The sequence below is a fragment of the Micromonospora sp. CPCC 206171 genome (genome assembly GCF_036906755.1).
GTDB classification, from domain to species: domain Bacteria; phylum Actinomycetota; class Actinomycetes; order Mycobacteriales; family Micromonosporaceae; genus Micromonospora; species Micromonospora purpureochromogenes.
Genome location: NZ_JBAKHT010000019.1, coordinates 109,358 through 133,480 on the forward strand (window position 1 = coordinate 109,358; position 24,123 = coordinate 133,480).

21 protein-coding genes, 1 tRNA gene and 1 pseudogene are annotated in these 24,123 nt (G+C 72.6%); 13 read left to right on the top strand and 10 right to left on the bottom strand.

Annotated features, from left to right (window positions below; all coding sequences use genetic code 11):
- Complete coding sequence (locus V6U89_RS21255) at positions 1–471, top strand: RrF2 family transcriptional regulator (RefSeq protein WP_334573106.1); 471 nt, start codon at positions 1–3, stop codon at positions 469–471.
- Positions 472–590: 119 nt separating this feature from the next.
- A complete protein-coding gene (locus V6U89_RS21260; protein ID WP_334573107.1) occupies positions 591–1,601 on the top strand; it encodes a sulfite exporter TauE/SafE family protein in 1,011 nt (336 codons plus the stop codon).
- A gap of 420 nt (positions 1,602–2,021) precedes the next feature.
- On the opposite strand, the gene V6U89_RS21265 is transcribed toward V6U89_RS21260, so the two are convergent.
- The 3 genes from V6U89_RS21265 to V6U89_RS21275 form a co-directional block, all read right to left on the bottom strand.
- Positions 2,022–3,455 (bottom strand): pyridoxal-dependent decarboxylase, encoded by a 1,434-nt coding sequence (locus V6U89_RS21265; protein ID WP_334573108.1) that lies wholly within the window; start codon positions 3,453–3,455, stop codon positions 2,022–2,024.
- Between the two features lie 308 nt (positions 3,456–3,763).
- Complete coding sequence (locus V6U89_RS21270) at positions 3,764–4,759, bottom strand: LLM class flavin-dependent oxidoreductase (RefSeq protein WP_334573109.1); 996 nt, start codon at positions 4,757–4,759, stop codon at positions 3,764–3,766.
- Positions 4,760–4,857: 98 nt separating this feature from the next.
- A complete protein-coding gene (locus V6U89_RS21275; protein WP_334573110.1) occupies positions 4,858–5,337 on the bottom strand; it encodes an Lrp/AsnC family transcriptional regulator in 480 nt (159 codons plus the stop codon).
- A gap of 101 nt (positions 5,338–5,438) precedes the next feature.
- Here V6U89_RS21275 and V6U89_RS21280 point away from each other — a divergent pair, with 101 nt between their 5' ends.
- The gene (locus tag V6U89_RS21280) at positions 5,439–6,596 is read left to right on the top strand and encodes a trans-sulfuration enzyme family protein (protein WP_334573111.1); all 1,158 of its coding nucleotides are present in this window, start codon (positions 5,439–5,441) and stop codon (positions 6,594–6,596) included.
- Positions 6,597–6,644: 48 nt separating this feature from the next.
- Here the strand turns inward: V6U89_RS21280 and V6U89_RS21285 are convergent, their stop codons facing one another.
- From V6U89_RS21285 to V6U89_RS21295, 3 genes and pseudogenes are all read right to left on the bottom strand, one after another.
- On the bottom strand, positions 6,645–7,067 hold the full coding sequence (locus tag V6U89_RS21285; RefSeq protein ID WP_334573125.1) for a hypothetical protein: 423 nt from the start codon (positions 7,065–7,067) through the stop codon (positions 6,645–6,647).
- Positions 7,068–7,289: 222 nt separating this feature from the next.
- Positions 7,290–7,394, bottom strand: a pseudogene (locus tag V6U89_RS21290) (transcriptional regulator); the annotation flags it as partial.
- Positions 7,395–7,429: 35 nt separating this feature from the next.
- A tRNA-Leu gene (locus tag V6U89_RS21295) sits at positions 7,430–7,502 on the bottom strand.
- 94 nt (positions 7,503–7,596) lie between these two features.
- On the opposite strand from V6U89_RS21295, the gene V6U89_RS21300 reads away from it, so the two are divergent.
- From V6U89_RS21300 to polA, 8 genes are all read left to right on the top strand, one after another.
- A complete protein-coding gene (locus V6U89_RS21300) occupies positions 7,597–8,217 on the top strand; it encodes an ANTAR domain-containing response regulator (protein ID WP_154943735.1) in 621 nt (206 codons plus the stop codon).
- A gap of 54 nt (positions 8,218–8,271) precedes the next feature.
- Positions 8,272–9,444, top strand: coding sequence for a hypothetical protein (locus V6U89_RS21305; protein ID WP_334573112.1), 1,173 nt, complete (start codon positions 8,272–8,274; stop codon positions 9,442–9,444).
- A gap of 252 nt (positions 9,445–9,696) precedes the next feature.
- Positions 9,697–10,839, top strand: a complete 1,143-nt coding sequence (locus V6U89_RS21310; RefSeq protein WP_179805819.1) for a branched-chain amino acid ABC transporter substrate-binding protein — start codon at positions 9,697–9,699, stop codon at positions 10,837–10,839.
- Between the two features lie 64 nt (positions 10,840–10,903).
- Positions 10,904–11,887 (top strand): branched-chain amino acid ABC transporter permease, encoded by a 984-nt coding sequence (locus V6U89_RS21315; RefSeq protein ID WP_334573113.1) that lies wholly within the window; start codon positions 10,904–10,906, stop codon positions 11,885–11,887.
- Positions 11,884–13,041, top strand: coding sequence for a branched-chain amino acid ABC transporter permease (locus V6U89_RS21320; protein ID WP_334573114.1), 1,158 nt, complete (start codon positions 11,884–11,886; stop codon positions 13,039–13,041). Before V6U89_RS21315 ends, V6U89_RS21320 begins: the two co-directional genes overlap by 4 nt.
- Entirely contained in the window at positions 13,034–13,975 is a 942-nt protein-coding gene (locus V6U89_RS21325; protein WP_334573115.1) for an ABC transporter ATP-binding protein, read from the top strand. Before V6U89_RS21320 ends, V6U89_RS21325 begins: the two co-directional genes overlap by 8 nt.
- Entirely contained in the window at positions 13,962–14,675 is a 714-nt protein-coding gene (locus V6U89_RS21330) for an ABC transporter ATP-binding protein (protein WP_334573116.1), read from the top strand. Before V6U89_RS21325 ends, V6U89_RS21330 begins: the two co-directional genes overlap by 14 nt.
- Positions 14,676–14,813: 138 nt before the next feature.
- On the top strand, positions 14,814–17,513 hold the full coding sequence (gene polA / locus V6U89_RS21335) for a DNA polymerase I (RefSeq protein ID WP_334573117.1): 2,700 nt from the start codon (positions 14,814–14,816) through the stop codon (positions 17,511–17,513).
- A gap of 145 nt (positions 17,514–17,658) precedes the next feature.
- Here the strand turns inward: polA and V6U89_RS21340 are convergent, their stop codons facing one another.
- The 3 genes from V6U89_RS21340 to V6U89_RS21350 are packed head-to-tail and all read right to left on the bottom strand — an operon-like array spanning position 17,659 to position 19,163.
- Entirely contained in the window at positions 17,659–18,093 is a 435-nt protein-coding gene (locus tag V6U89_RS21340) for a DUF3140 domain-containing protein (protein ID WP_334573118.1), read from the bottom strand.
- Complete coding sequence (locus tag V6U89_RS21345) at positions 18,080–18,301, bottom strand: DUF2945 domain-containing protein (protein WP_238448352.1); 222 nt, start codon at positions 18,299–18,301, stop codon at positions 18,080–18,082. Before V6U89_RS21345 ends, V6U89_RS21340 begins: the two co-directional genes overlap by 14 nt.
- Before the next feature lie 58 nt (positions 18,302–18,359).
- Positions 18,360–19,163, bottom strand: a complete 804-nt coding sequence (locus V6U89_RS21350; protein WP_280840791.1) for a class I SAM-dependent methyltransferase — start codon at positions 19,161–19,163, stop codon at positions 18,360–18,362.
- Between the two features lie 428 nt (positions 19,164–19,591).
- Here V6U89_RS21350 and rpsA point away from each other — a divergent pair, with 428 nt between their 5' ends.
- Positions 19,592–21,085 carry a 30S ribosomal protein S1 gene (rpsA, locus tag V6U89_RS21355; protein WP_334573119.1) on the top strand — a complete coding sequence of 498 codons (1,494 nt, stop codon included), beginning with the start codon at positions 19,592–19,594 and terminating at the stop codon, positions 21,083–21,085.
- 319 nt (positions 21,086–21,404) lie between these two features.
- Positions 21,405–22,586 carry a dephospho-CoA kinase gene (gene coaE / locus V6U89_RS21360; RefSeq protein ID WP_334573126.1) on the top strand — a complete coding sequence of 394 codons (1,182 nt, stop codon included), beginning with the start codon at positions 21,405–21,407 and terminating at the stop codon, positions 22,584–22,586.
- A gap of 4 nt (positions 22,587–22,590) precedes the next feature.
- Here coaE and V6U89_RS21365 read toward each other — a convergent pair.
- On the bottom strand, positions 22,591–24,123 hold a 1,533-nt coding region (locus V6U89_RS21365; protein ID WP_334573120.1), incomplete at its 5' end, for a hypothetical protein.

Here is a 24,123-nt window from a genome sequence, read left to right on the forward strand (position 1 = left end):
ATGCGTCTCTCCGCCCGGGTCGACTATGCCCTCCGTGCGGCCGCCGAGCTGGCCTCGGTCGCCGACGGCGCGAGCGCGGGGCGGTCCCGGCCGGTCACCGCCGAGCAGATCGCCCGGGCCCAGGAGATCCCACCGAAGTTCCTGGAGAGCATCCTGCTGCAGCTGCGTCGGGGCGGCATCGTGCACGCCCAGCGCGGGCCCGAGGGCGGCTACTGGCTGGCCCGGCCGGCCGCGGAGATCTCCCTGGCCGAGGTGATCCGGGTCATCGACGGTCCGCTGGCGCATGTGCGCGGGCAGCGCCCCGAGGAGCTGGGCTACCACGGCGCGGCCCGGGCGTTGCAGGAGGTCTGGATCGCGTTGCGGGCCAGTGAGCGGGAGATCCTGGAGCAGGTGAGCATCGCCGACGTGGCCGCCGGGGACCTGCCGGGCCGGATCACCGAGCTGGCCGCCGACCCGCGCGCCTGGAGCTGAGCCCGGCCGCACCCGTCCGGCGCCGTCCCACCCACCGATTGGGGACTTGACCAAGCCCCCGTCGTGCCGCATTGTCGACCAAGTCGATAGGAGATGCCGAAAAGTTCGGAGGGGCGCGCGTGCGCAAGCTTCTGGTCCTCGCCCTGGTCGGGCTGGCCGCCCAGCTCGTCGACGGGGCGCTCGGCATGGCGTACGGGCTGACCTCGTCCACGCTGCTGCTCTTCGCCGGCGTCGCCCCGGCCGCCGCCTCCGCCTCGGTGCACCTGGCCGAGATCGGCACCACGCTCGCCGCCGGCGTCGCGCACTGGCGCTTCGGCAACGTCGACTGGCGGGTGGTGGCCCGGATCGCCGTCCCCGGCGCGCTCGGCGCCTTCGCCGGGGCCACCTTCCTCAGCGCCATCTCCACCGAGTCGGCCGCGCCGTGGATGGCCGGCATCCTCTTCGTGCTCGGCGCGTACCTGCTGGTCCGGTTCTCCCGGCCGCTACGGCCCCGCGCCGCCGCCGGTGGGCTGCGCGGCCGGTTCCTCGGCCCGCTCGGCCTGGTCGCCGGCTTCGTCGACGCCACCGGCGGCGGCGGATGGGGCCCGGTAGCCACGCCCGCGCTGCTGGTCTCCGGCTGGCTGGAGCCGCGCAAGGTGATCGGCTCCGTCGACACCGCCGAGTTCGTGGTCGCCGGCGCGGCCAGCATCGGCTTCCTGATCGGCCTGGGCAGCCAGGGCTTCCTGCTGCCGACCGTGGCCGCGTTGCTGGTCGGCGGCCTGATCGCCGCGCCGGTCGCCGCCTGGCTGGTCCGCATCGTCCCGGCCCAACTGCTCGGCGCGGCCATCGGCGGCGTGATCGTGCTGACCAACGCCCGCACCCTGATGCGCGCCGGTGAGCTGGGCGGCGCCGCCCGCCCGGCGGTCTACGCGCTGCTCGCCGTGGGCTGGGCGGTCGCGCTGACGCTGGCGGTGCGCGCGCTGCGCCGTACCCGTCGGGCCCGCAGCACCGTCGACGCCGCGCTGTCCGCGACCGCCCGGCCCGCGACCGGGCCGACCGCGCGGGCGGTGACCGCGCCGGCCCAAGCCGCAGACAAGGCCGCCGTCGCGCCGGTCGAGGCCGTGCCCCGGCTCGCCGCCGCCGACCGCTGACCCCCCGGGAGTACGCCGCAAGCCCGCACCCCAGGCACGCCCGGTGCCCTCGTCGGCCCTCGCGCGGAGGTCTCTCGCGGTCGCCCACCGGAGTCCTGCCCCTCCCGGGTCCTGCCGCCGGAGGTTCGCCAGCGTCCGGCGGCGGCTCCGGCGACCGCCGGCTCGCGGCCGCCAACCGTCGCTATCGCGGTGACGCGGTGTGATGGCCGGGGAGGCAACACGGCGATGAGCGTGATACCTGAGAGGCATTTTGATACCTCTCAGGTATCACGCTCGCGTAGTGACCTGGCCTCGGCGTCCGCCCGGTGAAGACCGGGCCTCGCCCCGGCGAAGCGCGGCCCCGGCCCGCGGAGCCCGGGCTCGGCGGCGGACGGCGACGGCGATGGCGATGGCGATGGCGATGGCGGGTCGCCGGCGGAGTCAGCCGGCGAGCACGTCGCTTGCCGCGGATGCCAGCAGCTCCCACGCCTCGTCGACGTGCTCCTCGGCGGTCAGCGGCGAGCCGACCGCCAGGCGCAGCGTGTACCGCCCGCCGACCCGGGTGTGCGTCAGGTGCACCCGCCCGGTGCCGTTGACCCGCTCCAGCAGCGCGGCGCTCGCCTCGTCGCCGGCCGGCAGCCGGAAGCAGACCAGCGAGAACGGGTGCGGCGCGGCGAGCTCGAACCGGTCGTCGGCCGCCACCCGGCGGGCGAACCGGTCGGCCAGCGCGACGCCCGTGCGGATGTGCGCCCGCAGCCCCTCGACGCCGTACCAGCGCAGCACGAACCAGAGCTTCAGCGCCCGGAAGCGCCGGCCCAGCGGCACCTGCCAGTCCCGGTAGTCGATCACCGCGCCGGACTCGGTGGCGGCGTTGCGCAGGAACTCCGGCATCACCGTCAACGCCTCGATCAGCTCGCCGGAGTCGGCCACCCAGAACGCGTCGCAGTCGAAGCCGGTGAGCAGCCACTTGTGCGGGTCGAAGCAGTACGAATCGGCGTGCTCCAGCCCGGCGTGCGACCAGCGCAGCTCCGGGCAGACCGCCGCCGCCCCCGCGTACGCGGCGTCGACGTGCAGCCAGACGCCGTACTCGGCGCAGATCGCGCCGATCTCCGGCAACGGGTCCACGGCGGTCGTGGAGGTCGTCCCGATGGTGGCCACCACGATCGCCGGTACGTTCCCGGCGGCCCGGTCGGCCTCGATCGCCGCCCGCAGCGCCGTTGGGCGCATCGCCAGCGTCTCCGGGTCCACCTCGATCGGGCGGACCCCGTCCTCGCCCAGCCCGGCGATCCGCGCCGCCTTCTCGATGGACGAGTGCCCCTGGGTGGAGGTGTACGCCCGGTACCGGCGGTCGATGCCCACCGCGCGCCACCGGCCGCCGCTGGCCCGGTGCAGCGCCCCCAGGGTGGCGACCAGCGTGGCCGAGGAGGCCGAGTCCTGGATCACCCCGCCGCCCGGACCGGTGGAGCGGAACCGTTGCGGCAGGTCCATGATCCCGGCGAGCCAGTCCAGCAGCACCGTCTCCAGCTCGGTGCAGGCCGGGCCGGTGGCCCAAAGCATGCCCTGCACGCCGAGCCCGGAGCTGACCAGGTCACCGAGCACGCTGGGGCCGGAGGTGTTGGCCGGGAAGTAGCCGAAGAACCCGGGGTGCTGCCAGTGGGTCAGCCGGGGAGTGATCAGGGTGTCCAGGTCGGCGAGCACGGCCTCGATCGGCTCGCCGTGCGCGGGCGGGCTCGCGGGCAGCGCCGCCGCCACCGCGCCGGGCGGGTCCTGGGAGGTGACCGGACGCTTCCCGAGCGTCGTCCAGTAGTCGGCGATCCAGTCCACCACCGCGTACCCGGCGCGGCGGAACTCGTCCGGGTCCATGTGCTCAGCCATCCGACGAGTCGACCAAACCGATCCGGCGCGGGCAAGGGGTGAGCGCGGCCGTTGCGTGCGGGAAAGCACTGCCCTCGTCGGGGACGGCATGGGCACCCCGCCCACGCCGAACATCTACCTGCGCTGAGGCCGAAGCCCCGCTCCGGTAGGCACCGGGTCGCCAGCCGCGGAATCCGCTCCACTGGCGACCCGGTGCTCCACACCGCAGCACCCCCGACCCGTCCCGACCGGGAGTGCCGTACCACCACCGATCACCAAGTTAGGCGCGGCACGCGACGGTGGGGTGACGTGGGTATGAAGAGCGTGTTTCAGGCATTCCGCGTGAGTCCGCCGGCCACCTCGTCGGCGACCAGCTCGAAGGAGCGCACCCGGTCGGCCACGTCGTACACCATCGTGGTGACCATCAGCTCGTCCGCGCCGGTGCGTGCCAGCAGGTCGCCGAGCTGCCGGCGAACCGTCTCCGGCGAACCCATGGCCTGCCCGTCCCGGCGCTGCCGCACGAACTCCCGCTCGACCTCGTTGTACGGGTACGCCGCCGCCTCCTCGGGCGTGGTGAGGGGCTCCGGCCGGCCCGAGCGCAGCTTCAGGAACGACAGCGCGCTCGGCCCGGCCAGCCACTCGGCCCGCTCGTCGGTCTCCGCGCACACCACGTTCACCGCCACCATCGCGTACGGCTGCTCCAGCCAGCGCGACGGGCGGAAGTTCTGCCGGTACAGCTGCAAGGCGGGCAGGGTGTGCTGCGCGCTGAAGTGGTGCGCGAACGAGAACGGCAACCCGAGCAGCCCGGCCAGCTGGGCACTGAAGCCGCTGGACCCGAGCAGCCAGACCGCGGGGGACTGGCCGAGCCCCGGGGTGGCGGTGATCGGCCCCGGCTCGTCGCCGCTGAAGTAGTTCATCAGGTCCGCCAGCTCGCGCGGAAAGCCCTCCGCCGACAGCCCCTCCATCGTCCGGCGCAGCGCCAGCGCGGTCACCTGGTCGGTGCCCGGCGCGCGGCCGATGCCCAGGTCGATCCGGCCCGGGTGCAGCGCCTCCAGGGTGCCGAACTGCTCGGCGACCACCAGCGGCGCGTGGTTGGGCAGCATCACCCCGCCGGAGCCCAGCCGGATCGTCGAGGTGTGCGCCGCCAGGTGCGCCAGCAGCACCGCCGGCGCGGAGCTGGCGATCGCCGGCATGTTGTGGTGCTCGGCCACCCAGAACCGGCGGTAGCCCAGTTCCTCGGTGCGGCGGGCCAGCTCGGTGGTGGCCCGCAGGGCCTCCCCGGCGGACGCGCCACGGGCGACGGGCGCAAGATCAAGAACAGACATCGGTACGTCGATCACGGCTGTGGGCAACCCGCTGCGCGCCGGATTTGTTCCCCTCGTCGGGTACGGGTGGCGCAGTCCATCCCGTCGGCGCCCGCCGGTCAGCCCATGCCGCGTGCCTGCTCGAAGATCAGGCTGGTCTGGGTGTGCTGCACCACCGGGTCCACCGCCAGGTGGTCGAGCACGAAGTCGCGCAGCGCGTCCCCGGATGCCGCCCGCACATGCAGGACGTAGTCCTCCGCGCCCGCCACGTGGAACACCGACACCACCCCCGGGAGCCGGACCGACCGGGCCCGGAAGGCGTCCACCGCGGCCCGCTCGTGCGCGGTCAGCCGGACCGACACCAGCGCCTGCAACGGCAATCCCACCGCGGCCGGGTCCACCTCCGCGTGGAAGCCGCGGATCGCCCCGCAGTCGCGCAGTGCCCGGGTGCGGGTGAGACAGGTCGAGGGCGCCACCCCCACCCGCTCGGCGAGGGCGTTGTTCGGCAACCGGCCGTCGGCGGCCAACTCGGTCAGGATCGCTCGGTCGACGTCGTCCAGCGCGGCGAACGGCCGCACATCATTCGGCGCAGGGGGCATGTGAACATCCTTCCGCGAATGCTACGACAACGAAAGCGGCTTCTGCAGAATCATCTTCGATTCTATTGCTCACAGGCGGCCTATTATTCGACGCTTCCGCCATGACGACGGTGGACACCCGGGCCGTGCACGCCGGCCGCGACGACCTCGCAGGCCTCGGCGTCCACGTGCCGCCGATCGACCTCTCCACCACCAACCCGCTGCCCTCGGTCGAGGGCGGCGGTGACGCGTACGAGCTGCTCGCCACCGGCGGCACCCTCCCGGCCGGCGCCAGCGCCGTCTACCAGCGGCTCTGGAACCCCACCGTGGCCCGGTTCGAGACCGCCCTGGCGGAACTGGAGGGCACCGCCGCGGCCGTCGCCTTCGCCAGCGGCATGGCCGCCCTGACCGCCGCGCTGCTCGCCGCCACCCGGGACGGCAAACGGCACATCGTCGCCGTCCGCCCCCTCTACGGCGGCACCGACCACGTGCTCGCCACCGGACTGCTCGGCACCGAGGTCACCTGGGCCCGCCCCGACGAGATCGCCGCCGTCATTCGCCCCGACACCGCCCTGGTGATCGTCGAGACGCCCGCCAACCCCACCCTCGACCTGGTCGACATCGCCGCGCTCGCCACCGCCGCCGGCGACGTCCCGCTGCTCGTCGACAACACCGTCGCCACGCCCGTGCTCCAGCAGCCCGCCCGCCACGGCGCCGCGCTCGTCCTGCACAGCGCCACCAAGAGCATCGGCGGTCACGGCGACGTGCTCGCCGGCGTCGTCGCCTGCGACGCCGACTGGGCCGCCCGACTGCGCCAGGTACGCGCCGTCACCGGAGCCGTGCTGCACCCGCTCGGGGCGTACCTGCTGCACCGGGGCCTGCAGACGCTGCCGCTGCGGGTCCGCGCTCAGCAGGCCGGCGCGGAGAAGCTCGCCGGCTGGCTCACCGGCCACCGGGCCGTGGTCCGGGTGCACCACCCCTCGGTGCACGACCCGGCCGGCCTGGTCGGCCGCCAGATGTCCGGCACCGGCAGCCTGCTCGCCTTCGAGGTACGCGGGGGCGCGCCCGCCGCCGCGGCCGTCGCCGGCGCCTGCGAACTGATCACCCACTCGGTGTCGCTCGGCGGGGTGGACACCCTGATCCAGCACCCGGCCTCGCTCACCCACCGGCCGGTAGCGGGGGAGGCCAAGCCGGGCGGCGGCCTGCTGCGGATCTCCGTCGGGCTGGAGGACCCGGAAGACCTGCGGGCCGACCTGGAGCGGGCGCTCGGGGTGAGCTGACCGGCGCTCGCCGGGCCAGTCGTGCTCGTCGCGTGCGTTGAGTCCGGTTCATGACTTCGGGCCGACGTGCCGGTCGAGGGTCGCGACCGCCTCTCGGCGGGCGACGGAGAGGGAGTTGCGGCGGTTCATCTTCCAGGCGATGCCGAGCAGATCGAGAGCCCACTGGCAGAGGTCCATGATGTCGGCGGACTCGTTGGTGAACATGTAGCGCGGGTAGACGTACCGCTTCCCGCGGACGGTGACCGGGTTGGCGAAGCGGGAGCCGTCGGAGTGGAAGAGGCCGCGGAGAAAGGCGCCCGGTTGTCCCTCGACGATCCCGCGCTGCCAGTCGGCCAGGACGATCGGCCGCTCGTGCTTCTTGCCCGGCCCGTGCTGGGGCAGCAGGCAGGGCCAGTGCTTGCCGTAGCTCTGCACGTTGACGCACCCCCGCTGCCGGACGTGCTGAACCTTGGTTGCCAGCACCGATCGCATGGCGGCGTCGCAGGCCCTGATCAGATCGGGCCAGGCGTTGCTGCATGAGATCCTCAACACTGGCACTCGAGCCGAGGTGACCAGGTGGCCGTCGCCGAGGTACAGGCCGAGCAGGTAGCTGTAGGCGGCAGGATCTGTCGGATTGTCGACGCCGGGCCGGCAGCGGAAGCAGCGCAGCGCCGTCCCCTGAACGACCGGCTGAGGCCGGTCCCGGCACCAGTGCCACACGGTGCGATACGAGAGCCCGACACCGCGGGCGGCATCAGCGACGGTTGCGCCGGAGAGGTAGAGCTCTCGCGCGCGTGCGCGCAACTCGGGTGGGTGCATACCGGCATTTTCGAACGCCCGTACGACAGTCTCGGTGCCCCCGGTGGGATTCGAACCCACACTTTATGGATTTTGAATCCATCGTCTCTGCCATTGGACTACAGGGGCCTTCGGTTTCTCGGCCTGCACAGGTTACCCATTACGCTAAGGGCGGCGACACCCGGCACGGCGGGTGTCGAGCACAGACTGGTGGGAGTGGCTCGTGGCCGAGACGCAGACGGACGCCGAGCGCAGGCGGGTACTGATCGCCGAGGACGAGGCGCTCATCCGGCTGGACCTGGCCGAGATGCTGGTCGAGGAGGGCTACGAGGTCGTCGGCGAGGCCGGCGACGGCGAGACCGCCGTCCGGCTGGCCGAGGAGCTCAAGCCGGACCTCGTCATCCTCGACATCAAGATGCCGATCATGGACGGGCTGGCCGCCGCCGAGCGGATCGCCGGCGCCCGCATCGCTCCGGTGATCATCCTGACCGCGTTCAGCCAGCGCGACCTGGTGGAGCGGGCCCGGGCGGCGGGCGCGATGGCGTACCTGGTGAAGCCCTTCCAGAAGAGCGACCTGGTGCCGGCGGTGGAGATCGCGCTGTCGCGCTACTCGGAGATCGCCGCCCTGGAGTCGGAGGTCGCCGGCCTCACCGACCGGCTGGAGATCCGCAAGACCGTCGAGCGGGCCAAGGGCGCGCTGATGACCACGTACGGGATGACCGAGCCGCAGGCGTTCAAGTGGATCCAGCGCACGGCGATGGACCACCGGATGACCATGAAGGAGGTCGCCGAGCGGATCCTCGCGGAGACCGCCGGCGGCGAGGTCGCCCAGCCGACCGCCTGACACCGGGCGGCCTGCCGGGTCCCGCAAACCGCCGTCGGTGGCTAGCATCGACGCGTGTCCACTCGGCGCGTGCTCGCGGTGCTCGGCGTCCTCGCCGTGCTGCTGGCTGCCTGCGATCCGGCGCCCGCGCCGCGTCGTGCCGAGGAGCCGGTCCGCCCGGCGTGGCAGGCGCTGACCCTGCCGGCTCCGCCGGGGCCGCCGGGCCGCGCGCTGCTGCGCGACGCGACCGCCTGCGCGGGCCGGTGGTACGCGGTGGGCGGCGTCGCGGACGCCGCCGGGGGCACCCGGCCGGCCGCCTGGTCGAGCCGGGACGGTACGAACTGGACGGTCGTGCCGATCGCCGCGGATTCCTTCTACGGCAAGCAGAACGTGCTCTATTCGGCCGGCTGCCGCGACGGTGTGCTGGCGGTCATCGGCGCGAAGGTCGGCGGCGCGCACGGCTATCCCCGGGTGAGCACCTGGCGGCAGCGCCCCGACGGTGGGCTGGTGGAGGTGTCCGCCTCGTTCGAGACGTACGGCGGGCCGAAGGCGGTGAACGTGTCCCGCCTGACGGGCGGGGCGGCCGGCTGGTTGATCGTCGGCAACCGGTCCAGCGGCGCGGCGGCCTGGGTGTCGCCGGACGCGGCGGAGTTCGCCCTGGTGGAGGGGGCGCCGGAGCTGGCCAGCGACGGGCGCGGGGTCAGCTGGGCGTTCGACGCGGTGGGCGTACCCGGGGGTTGGCTGGCGGTGGGCGGCGTGCTGCCGGCGGGCCGGATCGACCGCGACCCGGTCGCCTGGTCGTCGGCGGACGGCCGCACCTGGCGGCGGACGTTGCTGCCCGGTACCGACCGTTACGAGGAGTTGCAGCGGGTGGTCCTGGTCGACGGCGCGGCGGTGGCGGTCGGGCTGCGGGGCGGGGCGTTCGGCGCCTGGCGGCGCGACGGTGACCGGTGGGCGGCCGCCGGCGGCTTCGGCGGGGCGGCGCCGTCGCAGGTGCCGTCGGTGGACGGCCTGGTCGGGGCGGGTGGGCGGCTGGTGGCGGCGGTTTCCGACGGGAAGTCCCGTTCGGTCTGGACGTCCGCTGACCGGGGTGGGTCCTGGCAGCGGCTGGAGCTGCCCGGTCCGGTGCCGGCCGGGGCGGACCGGGACGTGGCGCTGGCGGCGGTGGGTGAGCGGCTGTGGATCTTCACCGACGACGGTGTCCGTTCCGCGGCCTGGTCGGCCCCGATGCTCGCCGCCCGGCGGTGAGGGCACAGCTGGGGCTTAAGGACCGCTCAGGGAACCACCTGTTACGGCGTCCGTATCGATCCCGCACGTCTTCGTAACGGTTTGGCAGACCACGCCCCAAGCCCTTCCTCGACCGTATGAGTGTCGGTACGCTCCGCCATCACGAGCCGTAACGCAGGGGCGTCCCTGCCGGGTGGGGTGGTGGTGCGGGCTGTACTCTCGCCGTCCTTCTCGGTGCCGTCGCCATCTGCTTCTGGAGGAGGTCAGGAAGCCGTGAGGCGTAGCTATGTACGGGTGCTCGGAGCCGCCGCAATCGCTGCGGCGATGGTCGGCGCCGCGGGTTGCCAGGACTCTGGCGGTGGCAGCGGCACCGCGTCCGGCGACTGCGGTGGCAAGATCGCTATCTTCGGCGCGTTCACCGGTGACAACGCGGGCCTGGTCCTGCCGTCGCTGAACGGCGCGAAGCTCGCCGTCAAGCAGTTCAACGAGAAGAACAAGGACTGCAAGGTCACCATGCAGGAGTTCGACACCCAGGGTGACCCTGCGGTGGCGACCCCGTTCGCGAACCAGATCGCCGGTGACAACTCGTTCCTCGGTGTCATCGGTGGTCACTTCTCCGGCGAGTCCGACGCCACCATGCCGATCTACCAGGCCGCCGGCCTGGCCATGGTGAGCCCGTCGGCGACCCGGGCCGACCTGACCCAGAAGGGCAACAAGTCCTTCTTCCGGGTGGTCGGCCACGACGGCACCCAGGCGGGCGCCGTGGCGACCTACCTGAAGTCGCAGAACGCGGCGAAGGTCTTCGCCATCGACGACGGCAGCGCCTACGGCGCGGGCATCACCGCCGAGCTGGGCAAGAACCTGCAGCTCGCCGGCACCGACAAGATCCAGGAGAAGCAGTCGCAGTTCGACGCGACGATCTCCAAGATCAAGGCGGCCCAGGCGGACTTCGTCTTCTACGGCGGTTACACCCGTGAGGCGGCCCCGCTGGTCAAGCAGATGCGCGCGGCCGGTGTCCAGGCCAAGTTCGTCGGCCCGGACGGTCTGTACGACCCGGCGTTCCCGCAGGGCGCGTCGGGTGGCGCCGAGGGCGCCATCATCACCTGCCCCTGCCTCCCGGCCGACAAGGCCGGCGGCACCTTCTCCGCCGACTACCAGAAGGAGTTCGGCCAGGCGCCGGGTTCCTACGGCGCTGAGGGCTTCGACGCGGCGCAGATCTACCTGGACGCGTTCAAGGACGGCAAGAAGAGCCGGGCCGACATCCTCGCCTACGTGAAGTCCTACGACAAGCAGGGCGTCTCGAAGTACATCAAGTTCGACGACAAGGGCGATGTCGACCCGTCGAAGGTCGTCATCTGGGCGTACCAGATCAAGGGCACGGAGATCACTGCTCTGCAGGAGCTCAAGCTCAGCTGACGTCATGGCACTGGAGTGCGGCCGGGGAGTCGTCCCCGGCCGCACTCGATGCAAGGAGACCCCGGTGAATTTCGACGAACTCTTCGGCCACCTCGGCCAGCACACCGTCGACGGGTTGTCCAAGGGGGCGATCTACGCCCTGATCGCCCTGGGCTACACCCTCGTCTACGGCGTACTGCGACTGATCAACTTCGCCCACTCCGAGGTCTTCATGGTCGGCACCTTCGCGGTGCTGGGCGTGTGGACCGCCTTCGGGGTGGAAAATAACCCGCCGGCCGGCCAGGCCATCCTCTTCCTGGTGCTCGGCCTGATCGCCGCGGCGGTCGCCTCGGGCGGCACGGCCCTGGCGATCGAGCGGATCGCGTACCGCCCGCTGCGGCGCAAGAACGCGCCGCCGCTGATCTTCCTGATCACCGCGATCGGCCTCTCCCTGGTGCTGGTCGAGGTCTTCGGCCTGCTCCTGCCCGACGTGGCGGGCGGCGCGCTGCCGTCGCTGTTCGGCCGGGCCCGGCAGATCGTCGGCATGCCGACGATCATCAAGCAGGAGACGCTGTTCGAGATCGGCGGTACGTCGATCACCAACATCCAGGTGATCGTTTTCGTCTCCGCCGTGGTGATGATGGCCATTCTCGACTGGTTCATCAACCGCACCCGCTACGGCCGGGGCGTGCGGGCGGTGGCGCAGAACCCGGAGACGGCCGCGCTGATGGGCGTCAACCAGGAGCGCGTGATCATGCTGATCTTCGTGCTGGGCGGGATCATGGCCGGCGCGGCCGCGCTGCTGTGGAGCATGCGATTCGGCTTCACCCAGAACAGCATCGGCTTCGTGCTCGGCCTCAAGGCGTTCACGGCCGCGGTGCTGGGCGGCATCGGCAACCTGCGGGGCGCGCTGGTGGGTGGTCTGTTCCTCGGCATCGTCGAGGTCTACGGCGCCACGCTCTTCGCCTCGAACTGGGAGGACGTCATCGCATTCATCGTCCTCATCGTGGTGCTGATGTTCCGCCCGACCGGCCTGTTGGGTGAGTCGCTCGGGAGGGCCCGCGCATGATCGACAAGATTCGGAACGCAGACCGCCGGCGGGTCGGCATGCTGACCTCCGTCGGTGACCGATTCGGCGCGCTGCCGAAGTGGCAGCGGATCGCGGCACTCGTGGCCCTGGTGGCCTTCCTGTACTACCTGCCGCTGCTCGGCATCCCCGGCCTCACCTGGCTGCGCACCGACTCGATCGCGGGTGGCAACAACTGGGCCGGCGTGCTCTTCGTCTGCGCCATCTACGTGCTGGTCGCGATCGGTCTGAACGTGGTGGTCGGCCTGGCCGGCCTGCTCGACCTCGGCTACATCGGCTTCTTCGCCGTCGGCGCGTACAGCGTCGCGCTGTTCGGCTCGGTGAACTCGCCGGTGGTGAAGTGGATCCAGAACGAGTTCGACCTGCCGCCGACCTGGGCGGTCACCTGGTCGATCTGCCTGCTCCTGGCGATCGTGCTCACCATGGTCTTCGGAGTGCTGCTGGGCTGGCCGACGCTGCGGCTGCGCGGCGACTACCTGGCGATCGTGACGCTCGGCTTCGGCGAGATCATCCGGATCGTGGCCCGCAACGCCAACGGGGTCACCAACGGCCCGCAGGGCATCTCCGCGATCCCGGGCCCGGAGGGTCCGCCGTCGGCGGAGAACGAGTGGTTCGGCCTGATCGACGCGAAGCCGTGGTACTGGCTGGCGATCACCGTGGTGCTGCTGATGGTCATCGCGGTGCGCCGCCTGGAGCGCAGCCGGGTCGGCCGCGCCTGGCTGGCCGTCCGCGAGGACGAGGACGCCGCGGCGGTGATGGGTGTCTACCCGTTCAAGTTCAAGCTGTGGGCGTTCGCCATCGGCGCGGCGCTCGGCGGCCTGTCCGGGTTCCTCTTCGCCAGCCGGAACGCGTTCATCGACCCGACCCAGTTCAACGCGAACCTCTCCATCCTCTTCGTCGCCATGGTCGTGGTCGGCGGCTCGGGGAACATGGTCGGGGTTTCGCTCGGTGCGGTGCTGCTGGCCTACCTCCCGGAGCGGTTCCGGGAGATCGCCGACTACCGGTGGCTGGCCTTCGGCCTGGCCATGGTGCTGGTGATGATCCTGCGCCCGCAGGGCCTCGTCCCCAGCCGGCGGCGGGCCCGTGAGCTGAAGGACCGCGCGGCGGAGGCAGAGGAGGCGCCCGCTCATGTCTGACGAGACCACCAGCACCGCGACGCCGAAGATCCCGGCCCAGCCGGGTCCCCGGACGGTGCTGCTCGAAGTCGACGACGTCACGCTCCGCTTCGGCGGCGTGGTCGCCCTCGACAAGATCGATTTTCAGATCTACGAGGGCGAGATCCTCGGCCTGATCGGGCCGAACGGCGCCGGCAAGACCACCAGCTTCAACGTGATGACCGGCGTCTACAAGCCCACCTCGGGCGCGGTCCGGTTCCGCGGCGAGCGGGTCACCGGGCGCAAGCCGCACCAGATCAGCCGGCTGGGCATCTCGCGGACGTTCCAGAACATCCGCCTGTTCCCGGAGATGACCGCGCTGGAGAACGTCATGGTCGGGACCGACTCCCGGCACAAGACCAGCGTGCCGGGGGCGCTGTTCCGGCTGCCCAGGTTCAAGCCGAAGCCGCACGAGGTCCCGCAGGTCACCGCACCGGATGGCATCAAGCGGTCGTGGCAGCAGCTGCGCCGGTCGTGCGCGCAGACCTTCGGGCTGTCCCGGCACATCCTGGAGGAGCGGGCCGCCGAGGCCAAGGCGCTGGAGCTGCTGCGCTTCGTCGGGATCGCCGACCGCGCCAACGACGAGGCCCGCAACCTGCCCTACGGCTACCAGCGTCGGCTGGAGATCGCCCGGGCGCTGGCCACCGAGCCGAAGCTGCTCTGCCTGGACGAGCCGGCCGCCGGCTTCAACCCGGCGGAGAAGGAGGAACTGCTCACCCTGATCCGGAAGATCCGCGACATGGGGCTGACCGTGCTGCTCATCGAGCACGACATGCGCCTGGTCATGGGGGTCACCGACCGGATCGTGGTGCTGGAGTTCGGCCGCAAGATCGCCGAAGGGGCGCCCGCCGAGGTCAGTCGGGACCCGAAGGTGATCGCCGCATACCTGGGGGAGTCCGCCGATGACGCTGCTTGAGCTGAATGACGTAAGCGTCGCGTACGGCCGCATCGAGGCCCTGCACGGCATCAGCCTGACCGTCAACGAGGGCGAGGTGGTGGCCCTGATCGGCGCGAACGGCGCCGGCAAGACCACCACCATGCGGGCGATCTCCGGGACCCGGGCGCTCTCCGGTGGCCGGGTCACCTTCAACGGCGAGGACATCAGCAAGCTCCGGGCCGACCTGCGGGTCGTCCGAGGGCTCTGCCAGTCGCCCGAGGGTCGGCAGATCTTCCCCGGCATGACCGTCATGGAGAACCTGGACATGGGGGCGTACACCCGGCGGGACTCCGCCGGCATCGCCGCCGACCTGGACCGGGTGCTGACCCTCTTCCCACGGCTGCGCGAGCGGCGCAAGCAGGCCGGCGGCACGCTCTCCGGTGGTGAGCAGCAGATGCTCGCCGTCGGCCGGGCGCTGATGAGCCGTCCGAAGCTGCTGCTGCTGGACGAGCCGTCGATGGGTCTGGCCCCGATGGTCATCCGGCAGATCTTCGACATCATCACGGAGATCAACCAGCAGGGCACCACGATCCTGCTGGTGGAGCAGAACGCCCAGCAGGCGCTCTCCCGGGCGCACCGGGGCTACGTGCTGGAGACCGGTCGGATCGTGAAGGAGGGGTCCGGTCAGGACCTGCTCACCGACCCGGCGGTCAAGGAGGCGTACCTCGGCGTGGCGTGAGCCGCGTCGGAGCGTCGGCGGCCGTCCGTCCCCCAGGGGGCGGGCGGCCGTCCGGCGTCCGCCCGGATGTCGGTTTCCCTCCTGCGAGCGCGGTGCCGCCGGCCGGAGATGTCGGGCGTTGCGACTAGAGTCGCTGCCGTGACAGCTACGACCCCGCGCCTGCTCCTCGTCGACGGACACTCGATGGCATACCGGGCCTTCCACGCCCTGCCGGTGGAGAACTTCTCCACCACGACCGGGCAGCCGACCAACGCGGTCTACGGCTTCACCTCGATGCTGATCAACGTGCTCCGCGACGAGCAGCCGACGCACATCGTCGTCGCCTTCGACGTCTCCCGCCGCTCCTTCCGCACCGAGAAGTACGCCGAGTACAAAGCCGGCCGCAAGGAGACCCCGACCGACTTCAAGGGCCAGGTCAGCCTGATCAAGGAGGTCCTCGACGCACTGCGCGTGCCGGTGGTGGAGAAGGAGGGCTTCGAGGCCGACGACGTCATCGCCACCCTCGCCTGCCAGGCCCGCGACCAGGGCATGGAGGTGCTGATCAGCAGCGGCGACCGGGACGCCCTCCAGCTCGTCGGCGAGCGGGTCACCCTGCTCTACCCGCGCAAGGGCGTCTCCGACCTGGCCCGGATGGACCCGGCCGCCGTCGAGGCGAAGTACGGCGTCGGCCCCGAGCGCTACCGCGACCTGGCCGCGCTGGTCGGCGAGGACAGCGACAACCTCTCCGGCGTCGACGGCGTCGGCCCGAAGACCGCCGCCAAGTGGATCAACCTGTACGGCGGCGTCGACGGTGTGGTGGCCAGCGCCGACGCGATCAAGGGCAAGGCCGGCGACAACCTGCGGGCCCAGCTGTCCCGGGTGATCCGCAACTACGAGATCAACTGCCTGGTCTCCGACCTCGACCTGCCGCTGCGCCCCGAGGACGCCCGCTGGACCGGCTGGGACCGGGAGGCCGTGCACCAGGTCTTCGACACCCTGCAGTTCCGCATCCTGCGCGACCGCCTCTACCAGTACCTGGAGGCCGTCGAGCCGGAGGCCGAGGCCGGCTTCGACCTGGCCGGCGAGGTGCTGACCGAGCCGGGCGCGCTGGCCGGCTGGCTGGAGACGCACGCCCCGGCCGGCACCCCGGTGGGGCTGGCGGTCAAGCTCGACACCGGCCCGAACCGCCGGCACACCGCCTCGGTCACCGGGATGGCGCTCGCCACCGCTGGCGGCGCGGCGGCCTGGTTCGACCCGGCCGGGCTGGAGCCGGGCGACGAGTCGGCGCTGGCCGGCTGGCTGGCCGACCCGCAGCGCCCCAAGGTGCTGCACGACAGCAAGCCGGCGGTGCTGGCGCTGGCCGCGCACGGCTGGTCGCTGGAGGGCATCGCCCGCGACACCCAGATCGCCGCCTACCTGGCCCGCCCCGACCAGCGTTCCTACGACCTGACCGACCTGGCGCTGCGCTACCTGCACCGCGAGCTGCGGGTCGACGCCCCGGAGACCGGCCAGCTCACCCTCGACGGTCTGGGCGACGAGGGCGTCGTCGAGCAGAACCTGATGCTCCAGGCCCGGGCCACCCTCGACCTGGCCGACGCGATCGACGCGGAGCTGTCCCGCGACGGTGAGCAGCCCAACCGGCTGATGGCCGGGGTGGAGCTGCCGCTGATGCGGGTGCTGGCCGGCATGGAGCGGATCGGCATCGCCGCCGACACGCAGTACCTGTCGGAGCTGGAGGCGCACTTCGCGGCCGAGGTGAAGGCCGCGGCGCAGGGCGCGTACGAGGCGGTGGGCCGCGAGTTCAACCTCGGCTCGCCCAAGCAGTTGCAGGAGATCCTCTTCGGCGAGCTGGGCCTGCCCAAGACCAAGAAGATCAAGACCGGCTACACCACCGACGCCGACGCCCTGCAGTGGCTCTACGCGCAGAACCCGCATCCGGTGCTGGAGCACCTGCTGCGCCACCGGGACGTCGCCAAGCTCAAGTCGACCGTGGACGGCCTGCTCAAGTCCGTCTCCGACGACGGCCGGATCCACACCACCTTCAACCAGACGGTGGCGGCCACCGGCCGGCTCTCCTCCACCGAGCCCAACCTGCAGAACATCCCCATCCGCACCGAGGAGGGGCGGCGGATCCGCCGCGCCTTCGTGGTGGGGGAGGGCTACGAGTGCCTGCTCACCGCCGACTACAGCCAGATCGAGATGCGGATCATGGCGCACCTGTCGTCGGACGACGCGCTGATCGAGGCGTTCAACTCCGGCCACGACTTCCACGCCGCCACCGCCTCGTCGGTCTTCGACGTGCCGGTCGGCGAGGTCAGCCCCGACCAGCGCCGCAAGATCAAGGCCATGAACTACGGCCTGGCGTACGGGCTGAGCGCGTTCGGTCTCTCCCAGCAGCTCGGGATCAGCGCCGAGGAGGCGCGCGGGCTGATGGAGAACTACTTCGCCGGGTTCGGCGGGGTCCGGGACTACCTGCACGAGGTGGTGGCCCGGGCCCGGCAGGACGGCTACACCTCGACCATCCTCGGTCGCCGGCGTTACCTCCCCGACCTGGTCAGCGACAACCGGCAGCGCCGGGACATGGCCGAGCGGATGGCGCTCAACGCCCCGATCCAGGGCTCCGCGGCCGACATCATCAAGGTCGCCATGCTGCACGTCGACACCGCGCTGCGCGACGCCGGGCTGCGTTCGCGGATGCTGCTGCAGGTGCACGACGAGCTGGTCTTCGAGGTGGCGCCGGGCGAGCGGGAGACCCTGGAGGCGCTGGTGCGCCGGGAGATGGGTGCGGCGTACCCGCTGTCGGTGCCGTTGGAGGTGTCGGTCGGCGAGGGGCGGGACTGGAACAGCGCCGACCACTGACGCTCTTGTTGCGGTTGGGGGCTCCGGGGGGAGCCCACCCCGCTCCGGGCGGTCAGGCTTGATCCCTGCGCGGGGCGGGCTCCCCCCGGAACCCGACGGGGTTTCTGTGGTCGGTGCTGTTCGGCGCTGCGATCTGAGTGGTGGGTCAGCGGCCGGGTCCTCGGCGTTCCTTCGGCGGGGTGCCGTGTCGGTCGAGGGCCCGTCGGGACGGGCCGCCCGGGGGCGGAAGCGGGCCCTTGAGGGGGTCGTGGCCCCAGTTCATCAGCGACCAGCGCCACTTGGTGTCGCGTACGTCGCCGGAGGGGCGCTGGGCCATGTGCCGGCGGACGTAGCCGACCACCTTGCGCATGTGCTTGTAGTCGCCCTCGGACAGGTCGCCGCGCTTGCGCCGCAACAGGTCGATGATCTTCCGGCCGGATTCGTGCCCCACCGACTCGCCGCCCCCGGAGCGGCCGCCCTTGTGCCAGCCGACCTGCTTCGACTGGTCGGTCTCCAGCCAGGACGAGATCTCGCCGGGCTTCATGTTCACCGCCTCGGTGAACTCCTGGTACGTGTCCCGGCCGTCGTCACCTCTGCTCATGACGCAACGCCTCCGGTCGGTGGGCCACGTCCCGGCCCGAGTCGTCGTTGCGGATCCGGTACTGCGGCTCGTCCTCCGTCGCGTTGACGGCGTGCCCGCGTACGTGCGTGCGATCGATCAGCTTCTCCTTGACCACGCCGTACGCCCGGCCGCTGTGACTGGCCCAGGAGACGTGGTCACCCTCGCGGAATTCCCTCTGCTCGGCCATGCCGCGCGGGTACCCGCCGTCGATGCCCCGAAACGACGCACCCGGGCGTGCGGAGCGGTCAGCCGGCGGGCTTGTCGGTGACGAAGATGGCGGTGCCGGGGAAGAGCCGCCCGCGCAGGGGGCTCCACTGCCCCCAGATCCCCTCGTGCCCCGCCGGCCACTCCGGCTCCACCAGATCCCGCAGCCGGAAACCGGCGCCGACCAACTCGCGGATCCGATCGCCGAGGGTCCGGTGCTGCTCGACGTAGGTGGCCACGCCCGAGTCGTCCTGCTCGACGTAGGGGGAGCGGTCGAAGTACGAGTGCACGGCGGTCAGGCCCCCCTCGCCCGGGTCGTCCAGGAAGATCCACCGCATCGGGTGGGTCACCGAGAACACCCACCGGCCGCCCGGACGCAGCACCCGGTGCACCTCGGCCATCAGCGCGGCCGAGTCGTCGACGAAGGGGATCGCGCCGAAGGCGGTGCAGGCGATGTCGAACGCCCCGTCGGCGAAGGGCAGCGCCAACGCGTCGGCCTGCACCAGCGGTACGCGTACCCCGGTGCGGTCGGCCGCCTGCGCGGCGTGCCGCAACATGCCGGCGGAGAGGTCGAAGGCGACCGGCCGGGCGCCCTGGGTGGCCAGCCAGCGAGCGCAGGCCGCGGCGCCGCAGCCCACCTCCAGCACCCGGCGTCCGGCGACGTCACCGAGGAGGCGGGCGTCGGCCTCGCGCAGGCCCTCCGGGCACCAGACGAAGTCCGTGTCGCCGAGGAAGGCGCCGTGCTCGGCCTGGTAGTCGTCGGCGTCGGTGTCCCACCAGCCCCGGTTGGCCCGGCGGGTCTCCGCGTCGCCGACCCGCCGTCGGGTCACCCTGTCGTCGTCCACCCGCTCACGCTAGGCCCTGGCCCGGTCGACGCCGACGGCGACCGGCCGGCGGAGACGGCCGCGATCGGTACGGCGGGCGAGGGCGGTCTGCGGGCGCCGCGGCGGTGCGCTACCTTCTCTGCATGGTGGGACGGCTGTGACGCAGGAGACAGTCGGGACGCTTTTCCACCGAAATCTCCGCTTTCGCAGCTGACGAGGTCGCGAGGACCCGGGAGGCCTTGCACGCTGTGGTAATGCAGCGGGTAGGCTAGACGATGCGCTCGCGGATCGTGTGCCTCGGCAGGGAGCAGGTGCGCGGTCACCGGAGCCACTAATGATCTTCACTTGGCGATCGTTCGGTGTGCCCGATGGCGGATCCGCTGGCGCGAAATGGTCACCGCGACACCACGCCTGCTGTGACAACCCATCCGACCGGAGCAACCGCCCACATGACGAGCAGCATCGAGGCCCCCTCGAGCGCCACCCGGGTCACCCACGACGATCTCGGTTCCGAGGAGGCTTTCCTCGCCGCGATCGACGAGACCATCAAGTACTTCAACGACGGCGACATTGTCGAAGGCACCGTCGTCAAGGTCGATCGGGACGAGGTCCTGCTCGACATCGGCTACAAGACCGAGGGCGTCATTCCCTCTCGGGAGTTGTCGATCAAGCACGACGTGGACCCCGCCGAGGTCGTTTCGGTCGGTGACCACATCGAGGCCCTGGTCCTCCAGAAGGAGGACAAGGAGGGTCGTCTGATCCTCTCCAAGAAGCGGGCGCAGTACGAGCGGGCCTGGGGCACGATCGAGAAGATCAAGGACGAGGACGGCGTCGTCCGCGGTTCGGTCATCGAGGTGGTCAAGGGTGGCCTCATCCTCGACATCGGGCTGCGCGGCTTCCTGCCCGCCTCCCTGGTCGAGATGCGGCGGGTGCGCGACCTGCAGCCGTACGTCGGCCGCGAGCTCGAGGCCAAGATCATCGAGCTGGACAAGAACCGCAACAACGTGGTCCTGTCCCGCCGTGCCTGGCTGGAGCAGACGCAGTCCGAGGTGCGCACCGAGTTCCTCAACAAGCTGCAGAAGGGCCAGGTCCGCAAGGGCGTCGTCTCTTCGATCGTCAACTTCGGCGCGTTCGTCGACCTGGGCGGCGTGGACGGCCTGGTGCACGTCTCCGAGCTCTCCTGGAAGCACATCGACCACCCGTCCGAGGTCGTCGAGGTGGGCCAGGAGGTCGAGGTCGAGGTCCTGGACGTCGACCTGGACCGCGAGCGGGTCTCGCTGTCGCTGAAGGCGACCCAGGAGGACCCGTGGCGGCAGTTCGCCCGCACCCACGCGATCCAGCAGATCGTGCCGGGTAAGGTCACCAAGCTGGTGCCGTTCGGCGCCTTCGTCCGGGTGGACGACGGCATCGAGGGCCTGGTCCACATCTCCGAGCTGGCCGAGCGCCACGTGGAGATCCCGGAGCAGGTCGTGCAGGTCGGCTCCGAGGTCATGGTCAAGGTCATCGACATCGACCTGGAGCGCCGCCGCATCTCGCTGTCGCTCAAGCAGGCCAACGAGGGCTTCGTCGAGGGCGAGGAGCACTTCGACCCGACCCTCTACGGCATGGCCGCGACGTACGACGCCGAGGGCAACTACATCTACCCGGAGGGCTTCGACCCGGAGACGGGCGAGTGGCTCGAGGGGTACGACAAGCAGCGCGAGACCTGGGAGAACCAGTACGCCGAGGCGCGTCAGCGTTGGGAGGCCCACACCAAGCAGGTGCAGACCTCTCGCGCGGCCGACGCCGAGGCCGCTGCGAACCCGGCTCCGGCCGTCACCGGTGGCACCACCACCACCACGACCAGCACGGCCCCGAGCCGTCAGGCCGAGGAGCCGGCCGGCACCCTGGCCACCGACGAGGCGCTCGCCGCTCTGCGGGAGAAGCTCGCCGGCGGCAAGTGACCCGCTGACGACGACGGGCCCCGTTCCCGCGATCCGGTAGCCACCGGATCGTTGGGGGCGGGGCCCTCGCGCGTCTCCAGGCCGTTCCCCTCGCCGTTCACGCCGAGCCACCCCTGGCCGTGCCCGGCCGTGCCTGGCCGGTGCGGCGAAGCTCGGCCGCTCCCGGCCACGCCGTGGCCGACTGCCGCGGCCAGGGTGGCTTGATCCACTCCGTTTGCGGCGTATGGCGGTGTCCCGGGTTCCGGACACCGCCACACGCCGCAAACGGCGAGAGCGCCGTCGTTTTGTGGTGGGGGCGGTGATCCGGTTGACTGGTCCGGTGCTGATGGTGGGACTGACCGGAGGGATCGGCTCCGGCAAGAGCGCCGTGTCGGCCCGGCTGGCCGAGCGGGGTGCGGTGGTCATCGACGCCGACCGGATCGCCCGTGAGGTGGTCGCCCCGGGCACCGAGGGGCTGGCGGAGATCGTCGCCGCCTTCGGCGACCGGGTGCTCGACGCCGGTGGCGCGCTGGACCGGGCGGCGCTGGGCGCGGTGGTCTTCGGCGACGAGGTGGCCCGCCGGCGCCTGGAGGCGATCACCCATCCCCGGGTGCGGGCGCGTACCGCCGAACTGGCTGCCGCCGCGCCCTCGGACGCGGTGGTGGTCAACGACGTGCCGCTGCTGGTCGAGGTGGGGCTCGCGCCGACGTACCACCTGGTGGTCGTGGTGCAGACGGCCGTCGCCACCCGGCTGGAGCGACTGGAACGCGACCGGGGGATGCCCCGCGCGGAGGCGGAGCGGCGGATCGCCGCACAGGCCGACGACGCCCGCCGGCGCGCGGCGGCGGACGTGGTGCTCAGCAACGACGGCACCCTCGATGGGCTGCACGCCGCCGTGGACGCCCTCTGGCGGGACCGGTTGCTGCCCTACGAGCGCAACGTCCGTGCGGGCCGGGTGGCCCGCCCGGAGCGGGTCGTGCTGACCGAGCCGGACCCGACCTGGCCCCAGCAGTACGCCCGGCTGGCCGCCCGGATCCGACACGCCGTCGCCCCGGCCGACCTGCGGGTGGACCACATCGGCTCGACCGCCGTGCCGGGTCTGGCCGCCAAGGACGTGATCGACATCCAGGTGACCGTGTCGTCGCTCGACGAGGCGGACGGGGCGCTGGCCGAGCGGCTCGCCCGGGCCGGCTTCCCCCGGCTGCCCGGCGACTGGTGGGACAACCCCCGCCCGGTCGGCAGCGGGCGGTGGGCGAAGCGGTTGCACGGCAGCGCCGACCCGGGGCGCCCGGCCTGTCTGCACCTGCGGGTGGCCGACTCGCCCGGCTGGCGGTACGCCCTGCTGATGCGGGACCACCTGCGCGCCGACCCGGACCAGCGGGCCGCCTACCTGCTGCTGAAGCGGGAGCTGGCGGCCTCGGCGCCGGACAGCGGCGGGTACGCGACGGCCAAGGACCCGTGGTTCGACGAGGAGCATCTGCGGGCCGAGGAGTGGGCCGCGCAGACCGGCTGGCGGCCCTGACCGATCAGCGGCGGCCCGCCGTGCCGGCCCGCGCCGCCGGCGTCTTCGCGGTGATCGGTCCCGGCCGGGGCGGCACGATCCCGGCCGGCACCGGCGCAGGGGTGAGGTCGAGCTGGGCCCAGGCGCCCGCCCGGGTGCGCAGCTCCAGCCGGCGTGGCAGGCCGGTGCGGTCCAGCCAGTAGCGCAGCCGCAGGCCCTGGACGCGCAGCTCGACCACGTCCACCACCCGGCCGGCGACCCGGTCGGTGCGCAGCCGCACGGCGGCCGCGGGCCGGGCGGGCGCGGTGTCCGCCCGCAGCGCCGCGTCGATGAGCAGGTCGAGGTCGTCCAACGGGCGGGCGCCGGTCCGCCAGCCGGCCTCGGCCGGTGGTGGCAGCGGCGGGCCGTTGGCGGCCCCGGTGGCGCCGGCGCCCGGCCCGACCGGCACCTCCGCGCGGGCGAAGCCGTCCCGGTCGCGCCGCAGCAGGGTGCGCCGGCCGAGGGTGTCCAGCTCGGCCACCGACAGGTACGCCACCCCGTCGGACCAGCTCAGCCAGCCCGAGCCGCGCAGGTTCGCGGCGGTGCCGAGCGGGACGGCGACGCTGACGGCGGCTCCGGGCTGGGCCCGCAGTTGGGCGGGCAGCCGGGCCAGCCGTTCGGCCTCGGTGTCGGTGAGCGCGCGGGGCAGCCCGGGTCGGCCACCCAGCGCGTCGACGGGCCAGATGGTGGGCCGGTCGTTGCGTTCCAGCTCGACGGCGGCCGGCTGCCCGCCGGGCAGCCGGCCCTCCCACCGGTGCAGTCGGGAGTCCCCGTCGACCCACCAGCGGGGGTCGCCGTCGCCGGCCGCCGGCGGGGCGGGTGGCCGGGCGGTCGGGTCGGCGGCGGCGGCGGTGGGCCTGGGCAGCGGAGCCTGGAGGACGTCCACCGGCTCGCCGGCGAGGGTCTCCCGCCCCACCCACCGCCCCGCGCCGTGGCGCAGCGGATCGGCCGGCTCCGCCCGGTCCGCGCTCAGCCCGAAGAGCACGTCGAGCGCCCCGGCGAGTGGCCGGCCGGCGGGCAGGTCGCGCAGTCGCCAGCGGTCCGTCGGCGGCACCGGCGGAGGGGACGCCGGCGTGGGGACCGCGGCGGGGTCGGGGCGGAGCACGACGACCGAGGGCGTCGCCTGCACCAGCCCCCGGTCGGCGCCCGCGCCCGGGCCGCCCACGTCGAGGTAGGCCAGCGGCCGCGCCCAGTCGATCCAGCCGACCAGGTCGGTGCGGGCGGCGCCGGTCCCGATCGTCACCCGGACCCCGGCACGCACGTCGCGGAGGTTGGTGACCCGGGTCGCGGCCAGCCGCTCGGCCTCGGCCGCGGTCAGCGCCCGGGCCGGCTCCCCGGGGGCGGGCGCCCAGCTCAGCAGGCCGGCGACCAGCGCCGCGGCCGAGGCGGCGGCGACCACGCCGAGGGCGGCCAGGGTGGTGCGCCGGCGGGCGGGCTCCTCCGGGGTGCCGGCGACGGCGGCCAGGGCCGGGGGGGTGCGCTGCGCGTGCCGGGCGGCGTCGCGGCGGCGCCGGCCCGG